Origin of the sequence: Robertmurraya sp. DFI.2.37 (assembly GCF_029211245.1) — a bacterium.
GTDB classification, from domain to species: Bacteria; Bacillota; Bacilli; order Bacillales; family Cytobacillaceae; genus Robertmurraya; species Robertmurraya methanolica_A.
The window spans coordinates 97,643-123,105 of sequence record NZ_JARGEJ010000010.1 but is presented as its reverse complement, the minus strand read 5'-3'; the positions used below and the strand labels follow the sequence as shown (position 1 = coordinate 123,105).

Here is a 25,463-nt window from a genome sequence, read left to right as displayed (position 1 = left end):
TAGCCGAAACCATCTTTCAGCTTTCAAACATGTGTTCAAAAGCATTATCCGGTATTAGCTCCGGTTTCCCGAAGTTATCCCAGTCTTATAGGCAGGTTGCCCACGTGTTACTCACCCGTCCGCCGCTCAAGCAACAAGAAAGCAAGCTTTCTTGTGCAAGCGCTCGACTTGCATGTATTAGGCACGCCGCCAGCGTTCGTCCTGAGCCAGGATCAAACTCTCCAAAAAAGAGTAAGATTAGCTCTTATGTTTATAATAAACGTTGGCTAGCTTCGGCTCTCATAAAGAGTGCCTCCACTATGATTTGTTGACGTATGATTTGTTTAGTTTTCAAAGTGCAATCATGATTAAAACAAAAAGTTCAATCACAGTGCCGCTTCAGAAGCGACTTTCTTAATATAACATGTAGTGATGTTGATGTCAACATCTTTTTTAAAAGCAATCCGTCAAAGGAAAAACATTTTTCAATGCGTTTCGCAGCGACGGATATTAATATAACAAGTATTTTAAAAGAAAGCAACCCTTTTTTATATTTTTTTAAGATAATTTTTTGGCTACAAAGTAACAACGATGAAAAACACCCTGTCCTTTTGTTTCCACATTTTTAACGTCAATATACCCTCTTTCAATCAAATACTCGAGTAAAATGGATAAATCAACTGAATACTCCACTAACTCTTCGTGACGAATCATATCGTTAAAAGTCCAAAATTCCCGTTCACCCAGAACCTCTAATAAATGATTAATACCGACTTTTGTACGTGAATGAATGAGAAACTCACTTGCAAGAAAGAGAAGCTCCAAGCGTTTTTCCATCGTTTCATCACTATTCACTAATTCCACATAAAGTTTGTAAATCTCAGGCTCCATTTGTTTCACTTGATTCCAAACTGTTACTTCAGGATGGAATCCATTTTCAATAATCGATAATCTTGCCAAATGGTGCAAAGAGTGAATGACATGATTATACGCATCCAAATAATGGTGGTTTTCAAAAAATGCTTTCCCATCCATGTATCTACGAATGAGCTTAGCAAACTCCAAGCCCATTTTGATTTTTCGTCCATAGAACGGAAATTCCTTCATCTCTTCTTTTAATTTTGCAACATATTCATTTCGGTCAAAAACAATTTTACCATTATAGAGCCAATCAAATATTCTCTTATTAGAACCTAATAGTATCCAATTATTGAGCTTTTTTTCAGTAACTATATAAAGCGCGGCTTTTTTACCTTCATAAGAATAGTGCTTTACAAATATAGGCTGTTCTGCCTCTTTAACAACCATTAAAAGAATCGTATCAAACGTATCGGTTGTTGGTATTGAATATTGGATTTTTTCTATTGTTAATACTCCAAGAGTATTCGGGTCACTTGCCCTTTCCTGATAAATCGGACGAAGAATGTCTTCCATCATCATTCCCCCATTATATTGTTAGCCTATATCTTCGACAATTCTAAACGATCTCCTGCTAATTTTCTAGACAAACTTCGACACCAACGCTTGTTAACCATTTATTTCACCCTCATTTATGTGATATAGTTAAGTCTTAGGAGGGTACAATAATGGCTAAATATTCAAGTAAAATAAATAAAATCCGCACGTTTGCGCTCAGCTTGATTTTTGTCGGATTTTTCATCATGTATCTCGGGATATTTTTCAGGCAGTCTGTAATCTTAATGTCTATTTTTATGTTTTTAGGTTTGCTGTCTATTATTGCAAGTACAGTTGTTTATTTTTGGATTGGCATGCTTTCCACAAAAACTGTTCAAGTGAAATGCCCAAACTGTGAAAAACCAACAAAGATATTAGGTCGAGTCGACATATGTATGCATTGCAATGAACCGCTCACTCTTGATCCTAACCTTGAAGGTTTAGAATTTAATGAGAAATATAACAGCAAAAAAGCAGACTCCTAAAAAATGAAACTCTTTAAAGAGCTAATGGGTACCGGAGAAGGATAACAAGCTATGAATGCTAATTCATCACATCTTTACATAGTCCACTACCAACTCGGCGAAATTGCCGAGTTTTTTCATTTTTGAACGTCCTCTATAACTTGAATTTTGCACGAATAGAACAAAAAAAATAACTGATAGCAAGTACTATCAGTTAATGAGCTTCTTTGGCTGAACAGTCAGGACAGGTACCGTATACTTCCATCCGATGATGACTGACCTTGAAGCCCGTTACGTGTGAAGCAAGATGTTCAACCTCATCCAAACCTGGATAATGGAAGTCGACAATTTTCCCACAAGCTTCACAAATAACATGATAATGATTAGTTGTAATAAAATCAAAGCGGCTAGATGCATCCCCATAGGTTAATTCTTTTACAAGACCAACCTCACGAAATACTCTTAGATTGTTGTAAACCGTTGCCACACTCATATTTGGAAACTTGCCTTCCAATGCTTTATAAATATCATCAGCTGTAGGATGTGACATTGAGTTTATTAAATACTCAAGTATCGCATGACGTTGTGGAGTTATTCTAACCCCAGTTCCTTTTAAGGTATCAAGTGCTTCTTTTAATTCACTATGTGACACCGCCATGCACCTCTTTTCTAGTATAAATTCTTACTTTATAATATTTATAATTAGTGTACTCGTAAAGTTCCCTATTTGTCAATATATCTACTAATACCCTCGCGTTAAATCAATCTGATTTATCATGTTATTACCTTTATTATTATATGTATGTAAGTTTTTTTCAAATATTTCAAATGATCTTGGTAAATAATTCTTTGTCAGGCTCGAAAGATGCGGTGTAACGGTTACTTGTTCCATTTGCCAAAACGGATGTCCCTCTGGCAAAGGTTCGACTGCAAATACATCTAAAAATAAGTGGGCGATCTCTTTATTCTTCATAACCTCAAAAAGAGTGTCTTCTTCAACCAAGTCACCACGCCCAATATTGATAAAGACAGACGTATTTTTCATCAGCTTAAAGTGCTCATATGTTAGTAAATGAGTGGTTTCCGGTGTACTTGGCAATACAGAAACAATGAAGTCCGCTTTTCCCACTACTGTAGAGATGTCATCTAATTGACACAATTCATCTACAAATTCAACCGGATTTCCCGTACGATTTACACCGATTGTATTCATTCTGAATGCTTTAGCAAGACGCGCGATCTCTCCTCCAATCGCACCTACTCCTAAAATAAGAATCGTTTTTCCACAAAGCTCTTCCATCGGAACGCGGCGTTCCCATTTTTCTTCTTGTTCGTTGCTCCACAATACTCTAGCTTGTTTTACATATTGAAGCATCATTCCCAGCGCATACTCTGCCATCGGTATCTTATGTACTCCGCGCGCGTTCGTGATGATAATCCCCTTTTTATGGCAAGCCGCCAGCGGCATTTTATCAAGGCCTGCGGACATGACCATAATCCAGTTTAAATTCTGAGCCTTCGTAATATCCTCTTCAGTCAAGTCTTCGCCATAAGTAATGAAGATTTCTGCATCTTGAAAGCTCGTTTGAGCATGTTTCATCCCTTTATAAAATTCAAATTGAACGTTTGGAAACTTGGCACGGATCATTTCTTGAATCGATTCGTCAGGTAAAATAGATGATACTACCTTCACTCGATCACTCTCCTCTTTTTTCTTCTATTATAATCTTTTTTAACAATATCATGGTCGATAAATATACAAAAAAAGCAGGCCAACGAAGTGACCTGTCAAATAAAACATTTGTCTGAGGAGGTATGCCCTAATACAATCATATTCAGCACTTCAATAGATGCGTGGACACCCGCACAGACTGTAAAAATAAATTTTACGAGCAACTCTTTACGTTATAAATGGCATATCCTGACTTTTTCTCAAGGAACTGCTTGCCCTGTTCCGCACAAATTTATTCACCTATACTTAAGAATAGCCGCCCCAAAGGAAGCAGCCTGAAATTAAATGATAAAGATATAAGTTCATTAAACACCGATAACATTTCTTACTGGGAAAGGAGCTGGTTGAATATAATTTTGATATTCATGAAGTTTTCCTTCATATATTAATTCTAATGTTGGAATAAGAGCAAAATCATCCGGTCTCATGAGTTCAGGACTTTTTTTCATCAGCTTCAAACCACTCATTCCCAAAACGGTTGCGACAAATTGTGAGCAGGTAAAGGCATTATCTCGTTTTAATTTCATATTAAGGGCAATCGCGAAAATCCCCAATAAATTGTATCGATAATTTGCTGAGAACCGTTCAAATTGATAAATTATTTGGATAATCTCATTAAATTGCTCTTCATTGACTGTTAATTTATAGAGCACACATTTCGTTTCTTTTTTATGAAAAAACACACCTTGATCCATACGTTCTTTCACGAAGCCACCTGAAAACGGATTGGTATAAACTTTTCGCCCAAAACTGTAAATATTTTGTAATCCTTGATCTAAGGCAATGGAAACATGATTATACGGAAACCTCGTATACATTTTAATCATTTTTGAAAACCAAGTGCCTGTATCTGTAAGAAGTATATAAATCTCTTTTTCTGTCAAAATCCATCACCTACTTTGACTAAGTTTTGTTATTGGGCTGCATCTTCTATGACATCTTTTTTCCAGTCTCATAATTATTAGACGTATTTGAAACGGTTATTACTTCATTTTTCTCAAAAAAAATAAAAAAATTGGCCCCAACTTATTTGGTAGCCAATCAAGTACATCCTCTTTCCGAGGATTCATGACCAATATTTAAGTAAATGATTCAAACGCTGCATGCGTTATATCGAAATCATACTATGAATCCTTTGGTCTGATCCACAACTTATTTATAGATTTTCTTCCACAAATTGTAATGTTTCCTCCACATGTCCTTTAACTTTAACCTTCAACCATGATTTAGCAATTTTTCCCTCTTTGTTAATAATAAAAGTGGACCGCTCAATTCCCATATATTCTTTACCAAAATTCTTTTTTAATTTCCAAACTCCATATTTTTCGGCAACTTCATGGTCTTCATCTGCCAAAAGAAGAAAAGGAAGCCCATGCTTTTCAATAAATTTCTCATGCCGTTCGATCGGATCAGGACTTACCCCTAAGATGACCGCATCGACGTCAGTAAAATTTTGATGGTGATCGCGGAAATCACACGCCTCTGTCGTACAACCTGGCGTCATATCCTTCGGGTAAAAATATAAAACAACATTTTTTCCTCTTAAATCCGAAAGTTTGACCATACTACCATCACTTGCAGGTAATTGAAAATCTGGTGCTAATTGACCTTGTTCAATAGACATTGCTATCCCTCCGTTTCATTATTACCATTAGCGTAACGAATCCGCGGAGTAAAGACAAGCATTAGACTATTTATCTAGATCAAGCACAGTTCTGGCAACAAAAGCAGCTGGAATCGTATAGCCGATCAACGCTTCGATAACAGCAATAATTCTCCCCACTCCGATCGGCGCAATATCGCCGTAGCCCACGGAAAATAATGTAATCGCGCTAAAGTAAAGGCCTGTTTCTAAGCGAGTTAAAAAACGATTGGCTACCGGAATATAACCATCATCCAAGACAGCAAAATCGTGTAGTTCTAGCAAAACATATAGAAGTCCAAAGCTAACCATAACGGTAGCATAGATAGCTCCAAGGAATAAAAAATTCTCAAGAGACACCCTTTTTCCCTTTATTTTATAGGGGGTAAACAGAAGTCGGATACTACTCACAACACAAATCACAATGATCAAAATCGATATGTAAAAGATCAACCGGTCCACCCCCTCTTTTCTTGCAAAGAATCTAACTATCTGTCGGTATTGATGTTTCCCCCATTTGCTTCATGCACCGATCATCACTAAATGGCGAGTAAAATCGCCGCTTCACACAAGTTAAGTCAAAAATCTTTTACCTTTACAAAAATAAAGCATGTTTCTTTCATATATACGTCAAATCACTGTTTTATAGAACAGCTTGTCTACACACTGCAAATGAAGGGAAACTGCTTCTATTGAACGTTTCCAATTGTACGCAAAAGTCGAGCACTCGTGTTAAAATGAAAATAAGAAATTTCGGGAGGTTTAAAATGAAAACAGTATATGATTTTCATGTCAAAATGACAGACGGAACAGAAAAGTCGTTAAAAGATTACTCAGGCAAAGTATTGCTCATTGTAAACACGGCAAGTAAATGCGGATTAACTCCTCAGTTTAAAGGGCTGCAAGAGCTATACGATAAATTTGCCGACCAAGACTTCGTGATTTTGGGCTTCCCTTGCGACCAATTTAACAATCAGGAATTTGCTCAGATCGATGAAACCCTCCAATTTTGCCAAAAAAATTATGGTGTTACCTTCCCAATGTTCGCAAAAATCGATGTAAATGGTGAAAATGCAGACCCTCTTTTCACATTTTTAAAAGAAGAGAAAAAAGGAGTGTTATCGAAGAATATTAAATGGAATTTCACTAAATTTCTCGTTGATCAAACTGGTCAAGTCGTTGAACGCTACGCTCCTACAACTGAGCCAAGCCAAATTGAAAAAGATTTAGCAAAGCTGTTCGCTTAAACTTTCGAAGACTGCCTAGCAGGCAAACTTTAAATAAAAGTGCTCCCCTTAAGGCAAACACTCTGTCTGCCTTAAGGGGAGTTTTTCGATGAAAAATTTCACCGTGGAAACTCCCCCTTTAGCGCTCACGGCAGAAACGAATGCTATCTATCTCACTCCTAACTGGAAAGGATAAAAGGCGACCAGTTTTTTTCGCTTGCTTCCATTAATAGCAACACAAGTGCTAAAATATATTAGGTAGTTTTAATGAAAGGATTAGGAGGATTTTTATGAAGTTTACAAATTCAGAACGTCTTCATGAGGAAGCGTTGGAATACATAGTAGGTGGAGTTAATAGCCCTTCCCGCTCCTACAAAGCGGTTGGCGGCGGGTCTCCAATCGCAATGGAACGGGCAAGCGGTGCCTATTTTTGGGATGTCGACGGCAATCAATATATCGACTATTTAGCTGCATACGGTCCAATCATAACAGGTCATGCTCATCCACATATAACAGAAGCGATTAAAAGAGCAGCCGAAACTGGAGTGTTATATGGAACACCCACACCACACGAAGTCAAGTTTGCCAAAATGCTTCGTGAAGCAATGCCTAATCTTGAGAAAGTTCGTTTTGTTAATTCTGGCACCGAAGCGGTTATGACCACAATCCGTGTTGCTCGCGCCTATACAGGCAGGGATAAAATCATTAAATTCACTGGATGCTATCATGGACATTCCGATCTTGTTCTTGTCGCAGCAGGTTCGGGCCCTTCTACACTAGGCACACCAGATTCTGCTGGTGTCCCGCAAAGCATTGCACAAGAAGTAATAACCGTTCCTTTCAATGATATCGAACCATTTAAAGAAGCATTGAATAAATGGGGCGACCAAATTGCTGGGGTTCTCGTTGAGCCAATTGTTGGCAACTTCGGCATTGTCGAGCCCAAAGATGGATTTTTACAACAAGTGAATGACCTTGCCCATAAAGCCGGGGCCCTTGTGATTTACGATGAAGTGATTACTGCTTTCCGCTTTATGTACGGAGGAGCACAGGATATGTTGGGAATTCAGCCTGATTTAACAGCGATGGGAAAAATTATTGGCGGCGGACTTCCAATCGGTGCCTATGGCGGAAAGAAAGAAATAATGGAAAGTGTGGCTCCCCTTGGTCCAGCCTACCAAGCAGGAACTATGGCTGGAAACCCCGCCTCGATCTTATCTGGCATCGCTTGCCTAGAAGTTTTAAAACAAGACGGGGTTTACGATTATTTGGACAAGCTTGGTGCCATGCTTGAAGAGGGTATCACAAAATCAGCACGAGAACACCGAATTCCGATAACAATAAATCGCCTAAAAGGGGCTCTAACAGTTTATTTCACAGATGTGAAAGTTGAAAACTATGAGCAAGCCGAAAACACAGACGGTGAAATGTTTGCCAAGTTCTTTAAGCTCATGCTTCAGCAAGGCATTAATCTTGCACCATCCAAGTATGAAGCATGGTTTGTCACGATCGCTCATACGACAGAAGATATTGAAGCCACTCTCCATGCTGTCGATCAAGCTTTTCAGGAACTGTCTGCTAACGCTTAAAAAACGAGCATAAATATTCATATTTTATGCATCAAGGAGCCCAATAAGGCTCCTTTTTTATAGATCATATTCATTGTAAACGGTTACATTATAAGGTTTTGTGGTAATTTCTTCCCATTTATTTCAAAAAACATATCCATGTTTATGTATAAATAATTGATTTCTGAAAATTCTTATGATACACTGGTATTACTATTTGGCTTCTTTAAGTGTGGTTATTTTTTGTCAAATAATCTCACATAATTAAGAGATAGAGTTTCATCTTTCGAGCTCTTCCCCAATAGTTTTCTATAAAGCCGACTTTATCTTCTATTATTCTAGAATGATAGGGAAGCTACCTTCAATTTTCCACTCAATATTAAAGCCATTGGATTGACGAATATTTTTCCAGATTGGTAAAACGTATGTCCCATACATAAGATCCCAATCGCTGGCTTGTCCAGCTCGTCAATCTAATTATGAAATTTTAGGAGGTGAACGGCTTTAAGGCAGAGCCTTTTTAAAGCCTAAGTTATGACAAATCAACACTGGAGCCCCTCACAATTTAATGAATTTTACCGCCAAGAACATGATGCTTGCGGAATTGTGGCCTCAATGGAAAAAACCAATACCCCTACCCGTGAAAATATATTTAATTGTATTAATGCCCTCGTGACAATGAATCACCGTGCTGGTTTCATTAATGGCGAAGGTGATGGGGTAGGAATTCACATCGACATTCCACGTACACTTTGGAAAGAAAAATTAGAAAAGGTTGGTCTAAACACAGAAGTGGTTGATCAAGCTGGATTTGTAGTCGGACATATCTTTATTAATAGAAAAGAACAGCCGCAAGCTCTAAAAGAAGATTTGATTTCAAAATTGGAAAAAGCTCACTTGGAAATTTTATTTGAGTCAACTGAAGAAAGTAATTCTTCTGCTTTAGGGCCCATTGCAATCCAAGAAAATCCTGTGTTTTGGCAAGTTGCCCTCAAAAGTGATGTAACGGGACAAGAGCTTTCAAAAAAACTATTTGAACTAACTGTAGAAATAGAAAAGAACGATCACATCCATGTTGCTTCATTAAGCCAATATCATGCCGTTTATAAAGTAATGGGTGCCGGTGATATTTTACCAAAGTATTATAACGATCTTGCAAACCCACTCGTTGCTTCAACAATGACATTAGGGCATAATCGCTACTCTACGAACACATTGTCCAGCTTTAATCGTGTTCAGCCGTTTAGTGTACTTGGTCACAACGGTGAAATTAATACCATTGCTAAACTTCGTGATGAAGCAAAAATGATCGGTGTTCCTCTTGTTAAGGATGGCAGTGATTCACAAGATTTAAGCAGAACGATTGAGACGCTTATTTGTCGTGATGGCTACTCTTTATTTGAAGCATTAGATTTACTTTTTCCACCGATTATTAATGAAATTAAAGCATATCCAAAGCATCTTCAAGATTTATATAGTTACATGCGTGAAGCATGGGGACATTTCGCTCAAGGTCCGGCAGGCATTATCTCCCGCTTTGGTGACGAAGCTGTCTTCAGTGTCGATGCATTAGGTTTGCGCCCGCTTTGGATGCTTGAGACAGAAAGTTCCTATCTGTTCTCTTCTGAACCAGGAATTATTCCTTCAAGTGAATATGTAAATGAGCCAAAGCCACTTGCACCAGGAGAAAAGGTTGGACTGAAGTGGGATGGCGATCTATTAAAAGTCTATGAGCATGATCAATATCAGGCTACTGTTTACGAGAGATTTTCAACAAGAGCGGACATCACAGATGCAAGAAAACGCCTCACTGTTCCAAAACTTGATAAAACCGTAAGCGTAACCTATCCGACGAAGATTCATAACGGTCAGTATAAAGCATTCGGCTGGGAAAGGGATCATATTCAATTAATTGAGCAAATGGCGGAAAAGGGTGTTGAACCGATCCGTTCACTTGGACATGATTCACCTTTGGCCGCGATCAATCCAAATCGTAAAAACGTTGCTGATTTTATTAAAGAAAGTGTCGCTGTTGTAACGAACCCAGCAATTGACCGCGATCGGGAGTCTGAGCATTTTTCAACAAGAACGATTATTGGCGAGCGACCTTCCCTTTTTGCGAAAAAATTGCCAGGTACACTTGTAGAATTGCCTACGCCATTGCTCATTGAAGGTGCGGCTGGCTACGAATGTTCATTGGAAATAAATCAACCTAGCTATGATCAAGTAACAGCTTTATTCCAAAAGGAAAATCTCGTCTCTTACTTATCTATGACCATGGATAAGAATGAAACGGTTGAAGCAGCAATAACTCGTCTTCAAGCGGAAGCTGTAACTGCAGTAAAGGATGGCAAAACACTAATTGTGCTTGACGACAGTCAGGCTCATATAAATGATTCATTATGGCTTGATCCACATCTTGTTACATCAGCCGTCGATCAAGCGCTTGTGAAAGAGGAACTGCGCAGAAATTGCTCCATTCTATTACGCTCTGCTTCCATTCGCTCTTTACACGATATTATTGTCGCCTTCGGATTAGGCTCTGACTTAATCAGTCCTTACTATATGTTTATGACCGTGTTTGATGAGTCTATTAAGCCTATCGTTAATCTTTACTCTGCCCTTACGAAAGGTTTGGAAAAGGTCATCTCTACGATCGGTATTCATGAACTTCGAGGCTACGGAAGATTGTTTTCGGCCATTGGTTTAAATGAAGAAGTTGCTAACGTCCTTAACATCGTTAACTTTTTCGGTTCTCGTGAGCTCGCCTATAATTTTGAGTCCATGAAAAATGATGCCCTTGAAAGAGCGGCAGATTATCAAAATGAAAAAGAGCGTGTCGGAAAGTCATTCAACCTCTTCCCTCGCATTTGGAAAGCTATCGGTGATGTGGCATCAACCGGTGACTACAGTGCATATAAGGAAAAAATCAGCGAGCAAGAAGAACAGAATCCAACAACGATCCGCCATTTAACTGATTTGAAAACATCTGCTTCAGGTATTTCAGCAAGTGATGTTGACATTAGTGTAGGCGAGCATAGTTTACCATTCGTGATTTCCTCTATGTCTTTCGGATCTCAAAATGAAATTGCCTTCCGCGCTTACGCCGAAGGGGCAGACCGATTAAATATGATTAGCCTTAACGGTGAAGGTGGGGAAATTAAGGATATGCTTGGTAAATATCCAAAAACGCGCGGCCAGCAAGTTGCCTCAGGTCGTTTTGGTGTCAATGCTGAGCTACTAAACTCTTCAAACCTCCTTGAAATTAAAATTGGGCAAGGAGCAAAACCGGGTGAAGGTGGACATCTACCAGGCTCAAAGGTTACAGAAAAAATTGCCGAAGCTAGAAATGCGACAATAGGTTCCGACTTGATATCACCGTCTAACAATCATGATATCTACTCGATTGAAGATCTAGCACAGATGATTCATGAACTCAAAACCGCAAACGACAAGGCGAAAGTTTCTGTCAAAGTTCCGGTCGTTCCAAACATCGGCACAATCGCTGTTGGAATTGCCAAGGCCGGCGCCGACATTATCACGTTAAGCGGATTCGATGGTGGTACTGGTGCTGCAAGAATTCACGCTCTTCAATATGTCGGGCTTCCAGTTGAAATCGGTGTTAAAGCAGCTCATAATGCCTTGTTGGAAGCTGGAATCCGTGACCAAGTAGAGCTTTGGGCAGATGGCGGTATTAAGAGCGCCAAAGATGTCATTAAAGTGATGCTTCTTGGAGCTAATCGTGTCGGATTCGGTACTTTATCAATGATTGCCATCGGCTGTACAACTTGCCGTGGCTGTCACTTAGATACTTGTCATGTTGGAATTGCTACACAAATCGAATCTGAAGCGCAGGCGAAGGATCATGGTTTAAGAAGATTTGTTCCAAGACAATTTGACCTAGCTGTTCAAGGAATTATCAACCTTTTCACTGCTTTTGGAAATGAGCTAAAGGAGCTCACAGCGTCATTAGGCTTTAAAAATCTTCAGGACATCGTCGGTCGCTCCGACCTTCTGCAACAAGCAAAAGGCACCGAGCAATTAGATTTAACTTACTTGTTAAAAACACTTGATATTGGTCAATTTGGGCAAAAAGAAGCAGCTGCCGCAACGGAAGCTGCCCAGCTTCAAATGGCAGTCGGCGCAGAGTTTTTAGATAGCAATGTTGGCGAGCTCCAGCAATCTCGCGAATATCATAGCATTACGTCGGAGCAGCGCGTATTGGGAAGCCGCGTTTCTTGCCACCGTGTTCTCGGCCGTTTAGATGGCTCCTATAAAGCTCTTCCTGCTGTTGAGCTCAAGTACAAGAACGGTTCCATTCCAGGTAATGGACTCGGAGCATACAACAGTGAAGGCATTAAAATTGAAGTATCAGGTGGTTCCCAAGACGGAACTGGTAAGACATCCTTTGGCGGCCAAATCCTCATCTTTAAATCAAAGGGGAAAAACGGACAATATTACAACGGTTCGGTCGGAAAAGGCTTCGGTTATGGAGCGCAGCAAGGCTTGCTCGTTGCTCAAGGCAATGCCGATGCACGCGCAGGTATTCGCTTATCTGGCGCTGATATGATTATCGGTGGCCAAGTAAAGAATGCCATCCCTGCAAAAGAAAATGGCAATATCGGTTCAAGAGCGAACATTAAAGGTTTTGCCTTTGAATACATGACCAATGGTCGCGGCTTAGTGCTGGGCGATCCAGGTCCATGGATTTGTGCTGGTATGACCGGCGGTGTCGTCTACTTAAGACATCAGCCTGAGCTAGGTTTAACGAAGGAAGCCATCCAAAGAAGGATCGCCAAAGGGGCGAAAGTAACCGTATCAGCTTTATCTGAAAAAGGTGTTTCAGATGTCGTTGAACTTCTTAGCCAGTACATTGATATGCTTAAAGCTCAAGGTCAAGACGAAGAAGCAAACAAACTAACCCTTCTCCTTCAAGACCCTGAAGAACATTTCGTTCAAGTAGTACCAGTAAAAGAACAAGCAGATCCATCTGTTTCAACTGAATGATGTTAGACGCCCGCCTTTGAGCGGGCGTTTTTTAGTTTGTGTAAGAGCTTACTGCTCCTTTCTTTGTTTTGTTCGTTTGACGGCGATTTAAAGCTTAATTTTGTCAGTCAATTTCCAGCCTTTTCTTCACAGCTTCTTCTTTTCTATCTGATTTTTCGATCGCACATTTGATTCGGGCTCTTCTCTCTGGTTTCTTCACTTGGCAGCCCGATTGCACTACCTATTCGGACTCTGCTTCTCCTTCGCCTCGCTTGGTTGTCCATGGACTCCCCTCTCTTAGCCTCGTTTGCTTGTTCAAATGCACTTTCTCTTCTATTTATCCATTTATATCCGTGCTGCTTAATCGAAAAAAATTCTTTATCTTCAAAACGACATTCGTCGCCTCTCCTTGACTGCAATTGTTTCATTATAGTCCAATTAAGAAGCAATTTTGCCCGTATAGCCACTCGTAAGAGCATGAACTCACGCCTAATTCATATACTCTTCACATATTATGAATTTTTGTCTATTGTGAAATAAAATAAAATAGTTTAAAGTATGTATACACATCTCATATAATGAGAAGTGTTATTTTTGTTGAAAAGAAAGGAAAAATCTACTTATGAAGCTTGGTGCCCGCATATTAAAGACGGGAATTGCAATTGTTCTTGCCCTCTTACTGTCAGAGCTATTTCAGTTACCTTCCCCAATTTTTGCTGGGATAGCGGCGATCTTTGCTGTTCAGCCGACCATTTATCGCTCCTATTTATCTATTATTGAGCAGGTACAGGGGAATATCATCGGAGCAATTGTTGCAGTTTTGTTTGTTGTCACTTTAGGGAATAATGTTGCTGTGATCGGGCTTGCTGCCATCATTGTGATCACGATAAATCTAAAATTAAATATTTCTAATACCATCAGCCTATCCCTTGTCACATTAATTGCGATAATGGAAAGTCCTGGTGATGAATTTATTGAGTTTGCTCTCATTCGCTTTTTAACCATTTTACTAGGGATTTTATCAGCATTTATTGTTAATCTTGTCTTCTTGCCTCCAAAATATGAGAAGAAGCTTTATTTTCGGATTGCCAGTTTGACAGAAGAAGCAACAAGATGGATTCGCATGAATACTCGGCATGCATCAGAACATACCTTTTTAAAAAAAGATATTGAAAAAATCAAAGATGATTTATTAAAGGTTAATCAGCTTTATCTAATGTACAAAGAAGAAAGAAGTTATTTTAAGAAAAACACAGCAACGAAGGCGAGAAAGCTCGTGATTTATCGGCAAATGATTTCCACGACGAAAAAAGCAATTGAAATCCTGAAAAGGTTGCATCGCTTTGAAAATGACGTGATTCACTTGCCTGATGACTTCCATTTAGAGATTCAGCACCAGCTCGATTTCTTAATTGAACGGCATGAGCAAATCATGCTGAAGTTTATTGGCAAGGTCAAACGGGAGAAATCTATCGAGGAAGATAAGCTGTGCCTAAATCGCCAAGAACTATTTAGCCTCTTTATCGCAAAGCAAAAAGAAATTGATTATGAAAATGAAGTGACCTTCTTTCATATTATGCAGTTAATTTCCTTTATCATCGAATATGATGAGCATTTAAATCATTTAGACGTGCTGGTAACGAGCTTTAAATCATATCATACAAAGGAAAACGAGCTTAATATGGAGGAAACTATCCAAGAATAAAGCAGCTGATCTTTTCAGCTGCTTTTTTTGGTTAATTTTTCATTTTTGGATCCAGTGCGTCTCTCAGTCCATCTCCCATTAAGTTAAAGCCAAGAACAGTGAGCATGATCGCCAAACCAGGAAAAATCATAGTCCATGGGGCCTGTACAAGAAATGCTCTGGAATCAGTGAGCATCTTTCCCCATTCTGGATTTGGTGCTTCAGCCCCCAATCCAAGAAACCCTAAAGCGGCAGCTTCAATGATCGCTGTTGCAATCGCTAATGTTCCTTGAACGATAATCGGCGCAATACTATTTGGCATCACATGATGGAATAGAATGCGACTATTTTTCATTCCAACAGCCTTAGCTGCTAAAATATATTCCTCTTGCTTGACACTTAAGACCCGAGAGCGAATGAGACGGCCAAAGTTAGGAATATTAATGATCGCAATCGCAATCAGTGCATTTTTCAACGATGGGCCTAATACGGCAACAATGGCGATCGCAAGCAAAATACTTGGAAATGCCAACAAAATATCAAAGAAACGGGAAATGATCGTATCAACCCATTTTCCATAATAACCTGCCAAAATCCCTAATAAGCAGCCGACTACAATAGAGCCTGTTACCGCTAAAAAGCCGACCCAGAGGGAAATTCTTGCCCCGTGTACCACCCTAGAAAAAATATCGCGGCCAAAATCATCCGTGCCAAACCAATGTTCACTTGAAGGCGCTAACAGGCGTTTTTCAAAATTTTGCTCATTAATTCCTTGAGGTGCAATAAGTGGTGCAAAAATCGCTAATAAAATAAAAAATAATACAATCAATGTTCCAAGCACTGCTAATTTATTTTTACGAAAGCTTCTCCACGCTTCTAGCCAAGGGGAGACTGCTTTTTCTTCAACCGGTTCTAATGGTCTCTGGAGTTGATTATTTGTTGAAAGCTCCAATTTCTCTCCCCCTCACTAATTGTATTTAATTCTTGGATCAATGACCGCATACAACAGGTCAACGATTAAATTTATCAAAACGAAAATGACCGCGATAACTAAAATTCCCGATTGGATAACAGGATAATCTCTGTAGTTAATCGCTTCATAAATATAGCGTCCAATGCCCGGCCAGCTAAAAATCGTTTCTGTTAATATCGCTCCCCCCAAAAGCAGCCCCGTTTGCAAACCAATAATTGTCAATACAGGAATAACAGCATTTTTTAAGGAATGCTTGTACACCACCCAAAACATTCTTAACCCTTTTGCTCGCGCCGTCCGGATAAAATCAGATTTCATCACTTCAAGCATTGTTGAACGGGTAATACGGGCAATAATCGCCATCGGTATGGTAGCAAGAGCAGCACTTGGTAAAATTAAATGCTTAATCACAATCCATAATTGGTCAAATCGCCCTTGAATAATCGTATCAATAATATAAAAATTTGTTATCGCGTCTATCGGGGCTCTTACATTTTCTCTGCCAGAAGTCGGAAGCCACTCTAAATTTATCGCAAAAATCCACTGCTCCATCAATCCTAACCAAAATATCGGCATCGATACTCCAACTAAAGCTAGAATCATTGCTACATAATCAAACCATGAGTTTTGAAACCAAGCACTGATAATTCCCGCATTCACCCCGATCACAATTGCAATCAGCATCGCACAAAGAGCTAGCTCTGCAGTGGCGGCTAAAAATGGCCAAATCTCTTCATTAATCGGTGACTTCGTTCTTAATGATTGTCCTAAATCTCCTGAAAATAAACCCCCTAAATAAAGAAAGAATTGGGTATACCAAGGTTGATCTAATCCGAGCTGCTTCGTTAATTCTGCAACTGCCTCCTCTGTTGCTAATTGTCCTAAAATAATTTGCGCTGGGTTACCAGGAATAGCTCGAATCATGAAAAAAACAATTAAAGTAAGACCGAGTAAAACTGGAATGAGCGATAAAAGCCGTTTTATCGTATAGGAAAGCATGATTGCACCTCACTTGCATGTGAAATATAGCGCTTATTGAGAACCATTTTTGTATCGCTTTGTTAATGTCGATGTTGCTTTTTAACTCATTTTCTTGCTGATCCATGAAGCAATATTGCTCATATCGTTTCATGAACATAACGGAAATCTTGGTTTTACACGAAAAAAGTTTTTGCTCAACCATATTGTTTAACAAAGCTATTGAAATAAAAATCGTTCTGAATAAGAACAAGATAAAGAAAAGGGAGCCACCCATATGCCCCCCTTTCCCTCAACCTTAATTTTTGATTTCGACAGATGACAATAGATCGGAACCAGTTGGATGAGCTAAGAAGTTAGAAATATTAGCACTTCCCGCTAATAACGGTGTAGAGTGTACTAAAGGAATCCACGGTGCGTCATCCTTGATAATCAATTGTGCTTTTTTATAGAGCTCATCGCGTTCAGCTTGATCAGAGCTAGCTTGTGCCTTTAGTAAGAGCTCATGAACTTCATCATTTTTGTAATACGAATAGTTGTTTGAGCCAATGGAATCTTCATCTAATAATACGTATAAGAAATTATCCGCATCCCCATTATCGCCGGTCCAACCTAATAAGAATGTGTCCGCCTCACCAGCATTAGCCTTCTCTAAGTAAGTACCCCATTCATAAGTGACAATTTTTGCTTTAACTCCGATTTCCTCAAACATTTTTTGAAGAGCTTCCGCGACTTTTTGTCCTTCAGGCATATATGGTCTCGGAACAGGCATTGCCCAAAGCTCCATTTCAAAGCCATCTGGGTATCCAGCTTCAGCCAATAATTCCTTGGCCTTCTCCGGATCATACTCATAATCCTCTACATCAGGATTGTAACCAGCCACTACAGGAGGCATCGGATTAATGGCAGGATCTGCGGCACCTGCATAGAATGCATCAATGATCTCTTGCTTATTAACAGCATGATTTAACGCTTGACGGACAAGTTTATTATCCAATGGTTTCCGAGTAGAAGTTAAACCTAAGTAACCGATGTTTAACGATGGTCGCTCAAAGACTTGAAGCTCTGGATTGGACTCGATCGTTTCTTTATCACTGAAGTTAACACCGTCAATTAAATCGACTTCTCCTGTCGCTAAGGCGTTTAATCGAGCAGAGTTTTCAGGAATTACGCGGAAAATAACTTCATCCAGCTTAGGAAGCCCTTCTTGCCAATAATCTTCATTTTTCACAATCGTGATGCGATCATTTTCTCTCCACTCTTTAAATTTGAATGGACCTGTACCAACCGGGTTTTTAAAGAAATTATCACCATGCTCCTCAATGGCAGTCGGACTTGCTATTCCAAATGGTGACATCGCTAAGTTTTTGTAAAATGGTGCAATTGGAGTTGTTAATTTGAATTCTACAGTGTGCTCATCAACCGCTGTTACAGATTCAATTTTGTCTCCAAATTGCGAATTGTAATAATAAAATTGTTCCTTGTCTCCACCTTTCCAACGCTCGAAGTTATACACTACAGCATCAGCATTGAAGTCTGTTCCATCGTGGAATTTGACGCCTTCACGGAGCTTAAGTGTGTGCGTTAAACCGTCTTCACTCGTACTCCACTCTGTTGCAAGTCCTGGATGAATTTCCGTATCTTGCTCTCCAAAATTAATAAGAGTTTCATAGAGGTTAACTGTAACCTTGAAAGCTTCACCTTCTGTTGTTGCTGCTGGGTCAAGAGAAGTAGAATCTCCGCCACGGCCAAATACAAGCTGACCACCAGCTGCCGTTTCTTCTGTACCATTATCATCAGTGCTATCGTCTGGCTCTCCCTCATTGCTAGTTGAACTGCTATTACATCCAACTAACGCCAATGAAAGTAACAACATCAATACTAACGCCCAAATACCTTTACGTTTCTTCATTCTTTTCCCCCTTTGTTTTTTTCGAGATTAGCTCTCCTATTTCTATATCATTTAATGCAGCTTTTCACTTGGTATACAAATGGCACGCTGCATAATGACCTGGTTCAACTTCTACCAATTCTGGTCTAGTTACTTTACAAATTTCCATACAATCGCCGCACCGGGTATGGAAAGCACAGCCTTGAGGTGGATCAGAAGGGCTTGGTAAATCCCCTTTTAGCAGCTCTCTTTCCTGTTTCAAGTCCGGATCCGGAATTGGGATCGATGCTAGTAATGCTTTCGTATAGGGGTGCAAAGGCTTTTCATATAACTTTTCCGATTCAGTTATTTCTACTAATCTGCCTAAATACATAACCCCTACTCTATCACTTATATGCTTGACAACACCGAGGTCATGCGCAATAAATATGTAGGTTAATTGAAATTCTTTTTGCAAATCCTCGAGCAAATTCAGCACTTGCGATTGAATGGACACATCCAATGCTGACACTGGCTCATCAGCAATAATTAATTTAGGCTTCGTCATTAAAGCGCGGGCAATTCCGATGCGCTGTCTTTGCCCACCGCTGAATTGATGGGGATAGCGCTTAGCATGGTAGCTGTTTAACCCGACGACTTCAAGCATTTCTTTCACTCTTCTTTTGCGCTCATCCTTATCCTTGATCCCGTGGACAATGAGTGGTTCCTCAAGAATTTTTTCAACGGTGTGACGCGGATTTAATGATGCAAATGGATCCTGAAACACCATTTGTATTTCTTTCCTCATTTGCCTCATTTCTTCCGCTTTGAGCTTGGTCAAATCTTTTCCGTCAAATTCTACAGTTCCTGCTGTTGGTTCCAACAATCGCATCAGTACGCGCCCAGTTGTCGACTTTCCGCACCCTGATTCTCCAACAAGACCAAGGGTTTCGCCCTTATTCACATAAAAACTGACATCATCAACCGCTTTGACATCGCCAATTTTCTTGCCAAAAATACCTCCCGTAAGCGGAAAATATTTCTTCAAGTTATCTACCTTAAGCAATACTTCTGCCATTAAATTTCACCTCCCGAGGCATGCAGGAAACAGCGGACATAATGGCCGTCGCCCTGTTTATATAGTTCAGGATCCTCTGTTAAACAGCGTTCTTGCACTTTGTCACATCGTGCAGCAAAACGGCATCCTGTCGTAATCGTTCCTGGCCTTGGCACATTACCTGGGATTGAATAAAGCCTTTCTTTCTTTTCACGAACATCAGGCACTGACTGCAATAAACCGATCGTATAGGGATGCTTTGGGTTTTTAAAAATCTCGCTCACACTTGCCTCTTCAACTACTTTTCCTGCATACATCACGAGCACTCTTTGACAAACCTCTGCTACCACCCCTAGATCATGGGTAATCATGATAATCGCTGTATCTAATTTTTTGTTTAAATCTTTCATTAAAGATAAAATTTGTGCTTGGATCGTTACATCCAAAGCGGTTGTAGGTTCATCCGCAATCAGCAGCTTTGGATCACAGGATAAAGCCATCGCTATCATTACCCTCTGTCTCATTCCACCTGAAAGCTGATGGGGAAATTCCTTCATAATCTGTTCTGCTCTAGGCAAGCCGACGAGCTTTAGCATTTCGACACCAATTTTAAAGGCTGCCTTCTTGCTTACCTTTTTATGTAAAATAATCCCTTCAACTAATTGATTTCCAATCGTAAACAGAGGGTTTAAAGACGTCATTGGCTCTTGAAAAATCATTGCAATGTCATTGCCTCTTATTTGCCGCATCCTTTTTTCTGTGGCCGGGACAAGATCCTCACCGTTCAAAAGAATCTCTCCACCTACTATTTTTCCTGGTGGCTGAGGAATAAGCTTCATAATCGATAATGAAGTAACGCTTTTTCCGCATCCTGATTCCCCAACGATTCCTAGAATTTCTCCTTTATTAACCGCAAAACTAATATTATCGACTGCTGGAATTTCACCATCAGACGAAATGAATGATGTTCTCAATTCTTTTACATCTAAAACGGGAGCCTGAGTCACACTTTTACTCCTTTCAAAGTTGCATTTTTAAAATGATTCCCTTCTAAAACAAAGCTCTCTTCATGGTGTTTTATTAAAAATGATCTTGCAGGATAAAATTTAAACATTACGTAAATCTTCCTAATATTCTACATTTTATAAAAAAAATAACACTTCGTCTACTATTTAACAGAATTATTTATATATAACGAATTTTCCATTAAATTCTTTCGAAGTATAAACCCAGTAATACCAATAGATAATATAAGTTATATTCTGAAATTATTTTTCAAAAATATAACGCGAAAAGTGGTCATCTATTTGACAAAAACCTTTTTACCTCCTCCACTTCATTTAGTGCTGTTAGACTATTTCGATAAATCAGTACGATTTTGCACAAAAGCAATGGATGGTACTTGGTCTTTTAATATCAGTAAGGAAGATGTACGATCAAATTAAGCAATTGCCCTTGATCTTTCTGCACAATCTTTTAGTGCAAGGAGGAATATGACATGTCATTAGATAAACGCAGTACTGCCATTTTAATGCAACTAATCAATGCTGACTCTTATCTTTCTGCGGAGGAATTAACAGAGAAAATAAATGTTTCACGGCGAACCATCTATTATGATATGGAAAAAATCAATGATTGGCTCGCCAGCCTTGGAATCGATAAGATTGAAAACATTCGTTCTGCTGGCTTTATTTTAACGGACCGTGCAAAAAAATTAGTTCCCAGCAAAATAGAGAAAATGAAAGCTTGGCACTATGAATACTCGCAGGATGAACGCAAGGCGTGGATTGCTCTCTATATCTTAATGGGTGTGAAAAGCTATTTCCTAGAGGATTTAATGGAAAAAAGCAGAGTTAGTAGAACTACTACGATAGAGGATATTAAATCATTAAAGGCAGATATTCGTTCCTTCCATCTTCATCTCGGGTTTGAGCGTAAAAAAGGGTACATCATTGCTGGTGACGAAGCTGAAATTCGCAGAGCGATTGGATATTATTTATCGATTGCGATCCCAATCCAAAATCATCATTCGTTAGTAGCTGCTATTCAACTGCAAGTAAATGACCCTAATAGCAGTGAACAATTTTTACATTTAATAAAACAGGTTTATCAATTTCTCTTTCAAAGTGAAGAAGAATTAAATATTAAGTTTACAGATGATATGCTGTATAGCTTAAGTTTACGCTTGGTGCTATTTAGCATGAGGATTGCGCAAAAGAAATATATAAAAATGGATTTAGTTGAGAAAGATGTTTTAAGAAAAACGAAAGCGTTTTTAGTGACAAAACAAATTTGTAGAAAACTCGAACGTATTTTTGATACCTCCTTTCCTGAGGATGAAAAATTTTATTTTACAACCTACTTATTGGGAGCGCGCGTAAATTATTCTGAGGAAGATAGAAATGACAATATACTTTCAGAAGAATTAACGAATGTTGCTAAAAAGATGACCCATCAATTTCAGATACTCGCATGTACACTATTTGATGATCAGGAAATGCTGGTGAAAAATCTTGTTCTACATTTGAAACCTGCTTTTTATCGAGTCAAATATGGACTCGACGTCGAAAAAAACATCGTCGACTCTGTTAAATCTAAGTTTGAGGAGGTGTACTCGCTTACACAAAAGGTGATCGAGCCCTTCGAAAAGTTAATTGGAAAACCGCTACCGGAAAATGAAATAGCTTACATTTCATTTCATTTCGGCGGCTGTCTACGGAGAGCCGGTACTACGCTGATTTCTAGAAAAAAAGCTCTAGTCGTTTGTGCAAATGGAATTGGAACTTCACAAATATTAAAACAGCAATTAGAAGGCTTATTTTCGACAATCGATATTATCGATTCTGTTTCCGTTAGAGATTATGAAGAAAAAGACTATGACATTGATCTCGTCTTTTCAACAACAGCGATTCAAAAAAATGATATTCCCATATTCGTCGTAAATCCGATTTTATCTGATGCAGAAAAAGAAGGCTTGTTAAAAAAAGTAAACGCCATCTTTAATAGCTCACAAAAACAAAACTTGGCAACAGACAGAATTGTTGATGTGATTGAAAGATATGCAACGATACATCAAAAGGACGAACTAATCAAGGAATTGCGCCAGCATTTAAATCGATCCGAAGTTTCTCTAACTGCAGTATATAAGCCAAACTTAATTGATATTTTAAAAGAAGAGCATATTCATACAATGCCAAGCGTGCCAGATTGGAAATCGGCTATTAAATTGGCTGCAAACTCACTTATAGAAGGTGAATATATTACGAAAGAATATAGGGACGCAATGATTTCAAATGTTGAAAAACATGGACCTTATATCGTCATTTCGCCAAAGGTAGCCATCCCCCATGCAAAACCTGAGGATGGTGTCAAAAAACTTGGCATAAGTCTGTTGAAGCTAGAGGAAGCTGTCTCCTTTTCAAATGATTCTAAACATGATGTCTTCTTAATCATTACATTAGCTCCATTTGATCAAGAATCACATCTCAGGGCATTATCCCAATTAACAGGATTATTTTCTAAGAAAGAAACAGTTAACAGATTAATCAAACTTCACTCAGCACGGGAAATCCATCAATACATTAAAAAATCCTTAATTGAACAGCATTAGCTTAACAAACATGGAGGTGTGATACATGAAATTTTTGGAGGAATCTTTGATTGCTTTAGACGTAGAAGCTAATTCACCTGAAGAAGCTATTATTAGCACAGGTACGCTCCTCAAGAATAACAAACTTGTTGAAGAAACATATGTAAATGCAATGGTGCATTCATTTAAAACAAACGGTCCCTACTTTGTTCTTGCACCAAATATTGCTCTTCCTCATGCTCGTCCAGAAGATGGCGTCAACGAGGCATGTGTTTCATTTGTAAGATTAAAGACCCCTGTTAAATTTGGTCATTCTTATAACGACCCAGTAAGGTTGGTTTTCGGCTTAGGTGCTTCATCTAGTATCGAGCATGTAACCGTGCTGCAAAAATTGATGGCGCTTCTATCTGATCAAGAAAATGTAGAAAAACTATTAACTGCTCAAAGCTATGAAGAAATTAAACCACTATTAGGAGGACAAGAATGATGAAAATTTTATGTGTCTGCGGTCTAGGACAAGGAACAAGTTTAATTTTAAGAATTAATGTGGAGAATGTGCTACGTGAGATGGGAATTGAAGCAGATGTAGAAAATACGGATGTTTCCAGCGCTTCTGCAGAGCATCCTGACTATATCATTACAAGCAACGAATTAGCACAATCATTAGAAGGACATTCATCTAAGATCATTATTGTCAATAACTACTTTGATACCAATGAGATAAAAACAGCTCTTGAAGCAAATTTAGCGTAGTAAATTCTAGATAAAAAGGGAGGATTAATAATGGAGGTTATTCAATGGTTAGCATCTAACTTCTTTGGAATACCAGCAATTTTATTAGGTTTTATCGTGTTGCTCGGTTTGATATTACAGAAAAAAAATAGCAGTCAAATTATCAGCGGCACTTTTAAAGCAATGATTGGATTCTTAATCATTAATGCTGGTGCCGGAGTCATCACAGGTGCCCTCGGTGTGTTTGAACCAATGTGGAGTGAGGTATTTGGAATTGAAGGCGCAGAATTTAGTTCCTTCATGGGACAAGAAGCATTCAATGCAAAATACGGTTCCGCAGTTACATTAGCAATGTTTATCGGATTTGTCATAAACGTGCTTTTGGCAAGATTTACTCGCTTTAAATATATTTACTTGACTGGACATATGATGTTCTGGACAACGATGATTTTTGCCGGCGTTCTCATCGACTCAGCAACAAATATTCCATTCGCGGCATTAGTTCTCATATTATCCGTATTTATGGGGATTTATTGGACATTACAGCCAGCGATCGTTCAACCATATATGCGAAAAGTAACTGGAAATGATCAAATTGCTTTAGGTCACACGTCTGCGATTGTTGCTTTACTTGCATCATGGTTTGGGAAATGGTTTGGCAATAAAGAAAATGATTCTGAAAAGATTAAATTGCCTAAAGGATTGGAATTCCTTAGAGATTCCAATGTCATTACGGCCTTAACGATGAGTATTCTATTCGTGGTAGGCGCTGTCATTCTTTCAATGAAAGATACTCCGGCTGCAGATGCATTAATTGCCCAAGCTGGAGAGCAAAATTTCATAATGTATGCCATCATTCAATCCTTTACCTTTGCAGCTGGTATCGCGGTCGTCCTTTTCGGGGTAAAAATGTTTATTGGTGAAATCGTTCCTGCCTTCAATGGTATTGCGACAAAGCTTGTACCAGGAGCAAGACCGGCATTAGACGCACCTGTTGTATTCCCTTATGCTCCAAATGCCGTTATTCTTGGTTTCCTCGGAGCCTTTGCAGGTGGACTTATTTGGCTGATTGTTTTAGGTCAAACAGTAGGCTATGTCTTTGTACCAACAATGATCGTCCTTTTCTTCCATGGGGCAACAGCTGGAGTTTTTGGAAACGCAACCGGCGGTGTGCGTGGCGCACTAATGGGCGGTTTCATTACTGCAACGATCGTCGCTTGGGGTCAGTATCTCATGGTAAAAACACTGATCTCTTCCACAATTCCAGATACTGCCATGTGGGCAGCGGATTCAGATATGTTTATCCTAGGACCACTATTCAAATTAATCGGAATGCTCTTTAATTAACAACAAAATGAAAACCGACATCCATCTGTCTTCAGGTTGAATGACAACGTTTGGTTCACCTTGCTAAATCTTGAAAAATGCGGAGTTTCCTATGAAGGGAACAGCACGAGAAAAAGGGAAAGAAAGCAAACGTTTACGATAACCGCCTGAGCCGACATGAAACTATGTCGGTTTTCATTTA

Annotated in this window: 20 protein-coding genes and 1 rRNA gene; 9 read left to right on the top strand and 12 right to left on the bottom strand. The window is 39.1% G+C overall.

The annotated features are described in order from the left end of the window. Together PZE06_RS08100 and PZE06_RS08095 are read right to left on the bottom strand one after the other, a co-directional pair. A 16S ribosomal RNA gene (locus PZE06_RS08100) occupies nt 1–228 on the bottom strand; the annotation flags it as partial. 309 nt (nt 229–537) lie between these two features. Next, nucleotides 538–1,413, bottom strand: a complete 876-nt coding sequence (locus PZE06_RS08095) for a nucleotidyltransferase-like protein (RefSeq protein WP_095314031.1) — start codon at nt 1,411–1,413, stop codon at nt 538–540. 152 nt (nt 1,414–1,565) lie between these two features. Between PZE06_RS08095 and PZE06_RS08090 the strand changes: the two genes are divergently transcribed. Beyond that, the gene (locus PZE06_RS08090) at nt 1,566–1,919 is read left to right on the top strand and encodes a YgzB family protein (RefSeq protein WP_095314033.1); all 354 of its coding nucleotides are present in this window, start codon (nt 1,566–1,568) and stop codon (nt 1,917–1,919) included. Nucleotides 1,920–2,112: 193 nt separating this feature from the next. Here PZE06_RS08090 and perR read toward each other — a convergent pair whose 3' ends face one another. From perR to PZE06_RS08065, 5 genes are all read right to left on the bottom strand, one after another. After that, nucleotides 2,113–2,550 (bottom strand): peroxide-responsive transcriptional repressor PerR, encoded by a 438-nt coding sequence (gene perR / locus PZE06_RS08085; protein WP_170943657.1) that lies wholly within the window; start codon nt 2,548–2,550, stop codon nt 2,113–2,115. Between the two features lie 90 nt (nt 2,551–2,640). Further along, nucleotides 2,641–3,591, bottom strand: coding sequence for a D-2-hydroxyacid dehydrogenase (locus tag PZE06_RS08080; RefSeq protein WP_150915125.1), 951 nt, complete (start codon nt 3,589–3,591; stop codon nt 2,641–2,643). 344 nt (nt 3,592–3,935) lie between these two features. Continuing rightward, nucleotides 3,936–4,514: a hypothetical protein gene (locus PZE06_RS08075; protein WP_095314039.1), complete on the bottom strand. Its 579-nt coding sequence runs from the start codon at nt 4,512–4,514 to the stop codon at nt 3,936–3,938. 272 nt (nt 4,515–4,786) lie between these two features. Beyond that, nucleotides 4,787–5,254 (bottom strand): thioredoxin-dependent thiol peroxidase, encoded by a 468-nt coding sequence (bcp, locus tag PZE06_RS08070; RefSeq protein ID WP_150915126.1) that lies wholly within the window; start codon nt 5,252–5,254, stop codon nt 4,787–4,789. Between the two features lie 66 nt (nt 5,255–5,320). Beyond that, the gene (locus PZE06_RS08065; RefSeq protein ID WP_095314043.1) at nt 5,321–5,725 is read right to left on the bottom strand and encodes a potassium channel family protein; all 405 of its coding nucleotides are present in this window, start codon (nt 5,723–5,725) and stop codon (nt 5,321–5,323) included. A gap of 314 nt (nt 5,726–6,039) precedes the next feature. Here PZE06_RS08065 and PZE06_RS08060 point away from each other — a divergent pair, with 314 nt between their 5' ends. The 4 genes from PZE06_RS08060 to PZE06_RS08045 all read left to right on the top strand — a co-directional run bounded on the left by PZE06_RS08060 (nt 6,040) and on the right by PZE06_RS08045 (nt 14,757). Beyond that, entirely contained in the window at nt 6,040–6,519 is a 480-nt protein-coding gene (locus PZE06_RS08060) for a glutathione peroxidase (protein WP_150915127.1), read from the top strand. Between the two features lie 269 nt (nt 6,520–6,788). After that, nucleotides 6,789–8,087: a glutamate-1-semialdehyde 2,1-aminomutase gene (locus PZE06_RS08055; RefSeq protein ID WP_150915128.1), complete on the top strand. Its 1,299-nt coding sequence runs from the start codon at nt 6,789–6,791 to the stop codon at nt 8,085–8,087. A 513-nt stretch (nt 8,088–8,600) separates the two neighbouring features. Continuing rightward, nucleotides 8,601–13,073 (top strand): glutamate synthase-related protein, encoded by a 4,473-nt coding sequence (locus PZE06_RS08050; protein WP_275791661.1) that lies wholly within the window; start codon nt 8,601–8,603, stop codon nt 13,071–13,073. A gap of 601 nt (nt 13,074–13,674) precedes the next feature. After that, entirely contained in the window at nt 13,675–14,757 is a 1,083-nt protein-coding gene (locus tag PZE06_RS08045; protein WP_150915130.1) for an FUSC family protein, read from the top strand. A gap of 31 nt (nt 14,758–14,788) precedes the next feature. On the opposite strand, the gene PZE06_RS08040 is transcribed toward PZE06_RS08045, so the two are convergent. From PZE06_RS08040 to PZE06_RS08020, 5 genes are all read right to left on the bottom strand, one after another. Further along, the gene (locus PZE06_RS08040) at nt 14,789–15,688 is read right to left on the bottom strand and encodes an ABC transporter permease (protein WP_095314058.1); all 900 of its coding nucleotides are present in this window, start codon (nt 15,686–15,688) and stop codon (nt 14,789–14,791) included. Nucleotides 15,689–15,703: 15 nt separating this feature from the next. Then, complete coding sequence (locus tag PZE06_RS08035) at nt 15,704–16,708, bottom strand: ABC transporter permease (RefSeq protein ID WP_137744789.1); 1,005 nt, start codon at nt 16,706–16,708, stop codon at nt 15,704–15,706. 277 nt (nt 16,709–16,985) lie between these two features. Next, complete coding sequence (locus PZE06_RS08030) at nt 16,986–18,599, bottom strand: ABC transporter substrate-binding protein (RefSeq protein WP_150915131.1); 1,614 nt, start codon at nt 18,597–18,599, stop codon at nt 16,986–16,988. Between the two features lie 64 nt (nt 18,600–18,663). Further along, nucleotides 18,664–19,635, bottom strand: coding sequence for an ABC transporter ATP-binding protein (locus PZE06_RS08025; protein ID WP_150915132.1), 972 nt, complete (start codon nt 19,633–19,635; stop codon nt 18,664–18,666). Continuing rightward, the gene (locus PZE06_RS08020; protein WP_150915133.1) at nt 19,635–20,621 is read right to left on the bottom strand and encodes an ABC transporter ATP-binding protein; all 987 of its coding nucleotides are present in this window, start codon (nt 20,619–20,621) and stop codon (nt 19,635–19,637) included. The genes PZE06_RS08025 and PZE06_RS08020 overlap by 1 nt, the downstream gene beginning before the upstream one ends. 491 nt (nt 20,622–21,112) lie before the next feature. Here PZE06_RS08020 and PZE06_RS08015 point away from each other — a divergent pair, with 491 nt between their 5' ends. From PZE06_RS08015 to PZE06_RS08000, 4 genes are read left to right on the top strand one after another with little or no spacing between them, the layout of a single operon-like run. After that, the gene (locus PZE06_RS08015; RefSeq protein ID WP_150915134.1) at nt 21,113–23,224 is read left to right on the top strand and encodes a BglG family transcription antiterminator; all 2,112 of its coding nucleotides are present in this window, start codon (nt 21,113–21,115) and stop codon (nt 23,222–23,224) included. Between the two features lie 25 nt (nt 23,225–23,249). Next, nucleotides 23,250–23,690: a PTS sugar transporter subunit IIA gene (locus PZE06_RS08010; protein ID WP_095314069.1), complete on the top strand. Its 441-nt coding sequence runs from the start codon at nt 23,250–23,252 to the stop codon at nt 23,688–23,690. After that, entirely contained in the window at nt 23,690–23,956 is a 267-nt protein-coding gene (locus PZE06_RS08005; RefSeq protein ID WP_095314177.1) for a PTS sugar transporter subunit IIB, read from the top strand. The genes PZE06_RS08010 and PZE06_RS08005 overlap by 1 nt, the downstream gene beginning before the upstream one ends. A gap of 30 nt (nt 23,957–23,986) precedes the next feature. Continuing rightward, complete coding sequence (locus tag PZE06_RS08000) at nt 23,987–25,282, top strand: PTS ascorbate transporter subunit IIC (RefSeq protein WP_095314071.1); 1,296 nt, start codon at nt 23,987–23,989, stop codon at nt 25,280–25,282. Nucleotides 25,283–25,463: the final 181 nt, after the last annotated feature.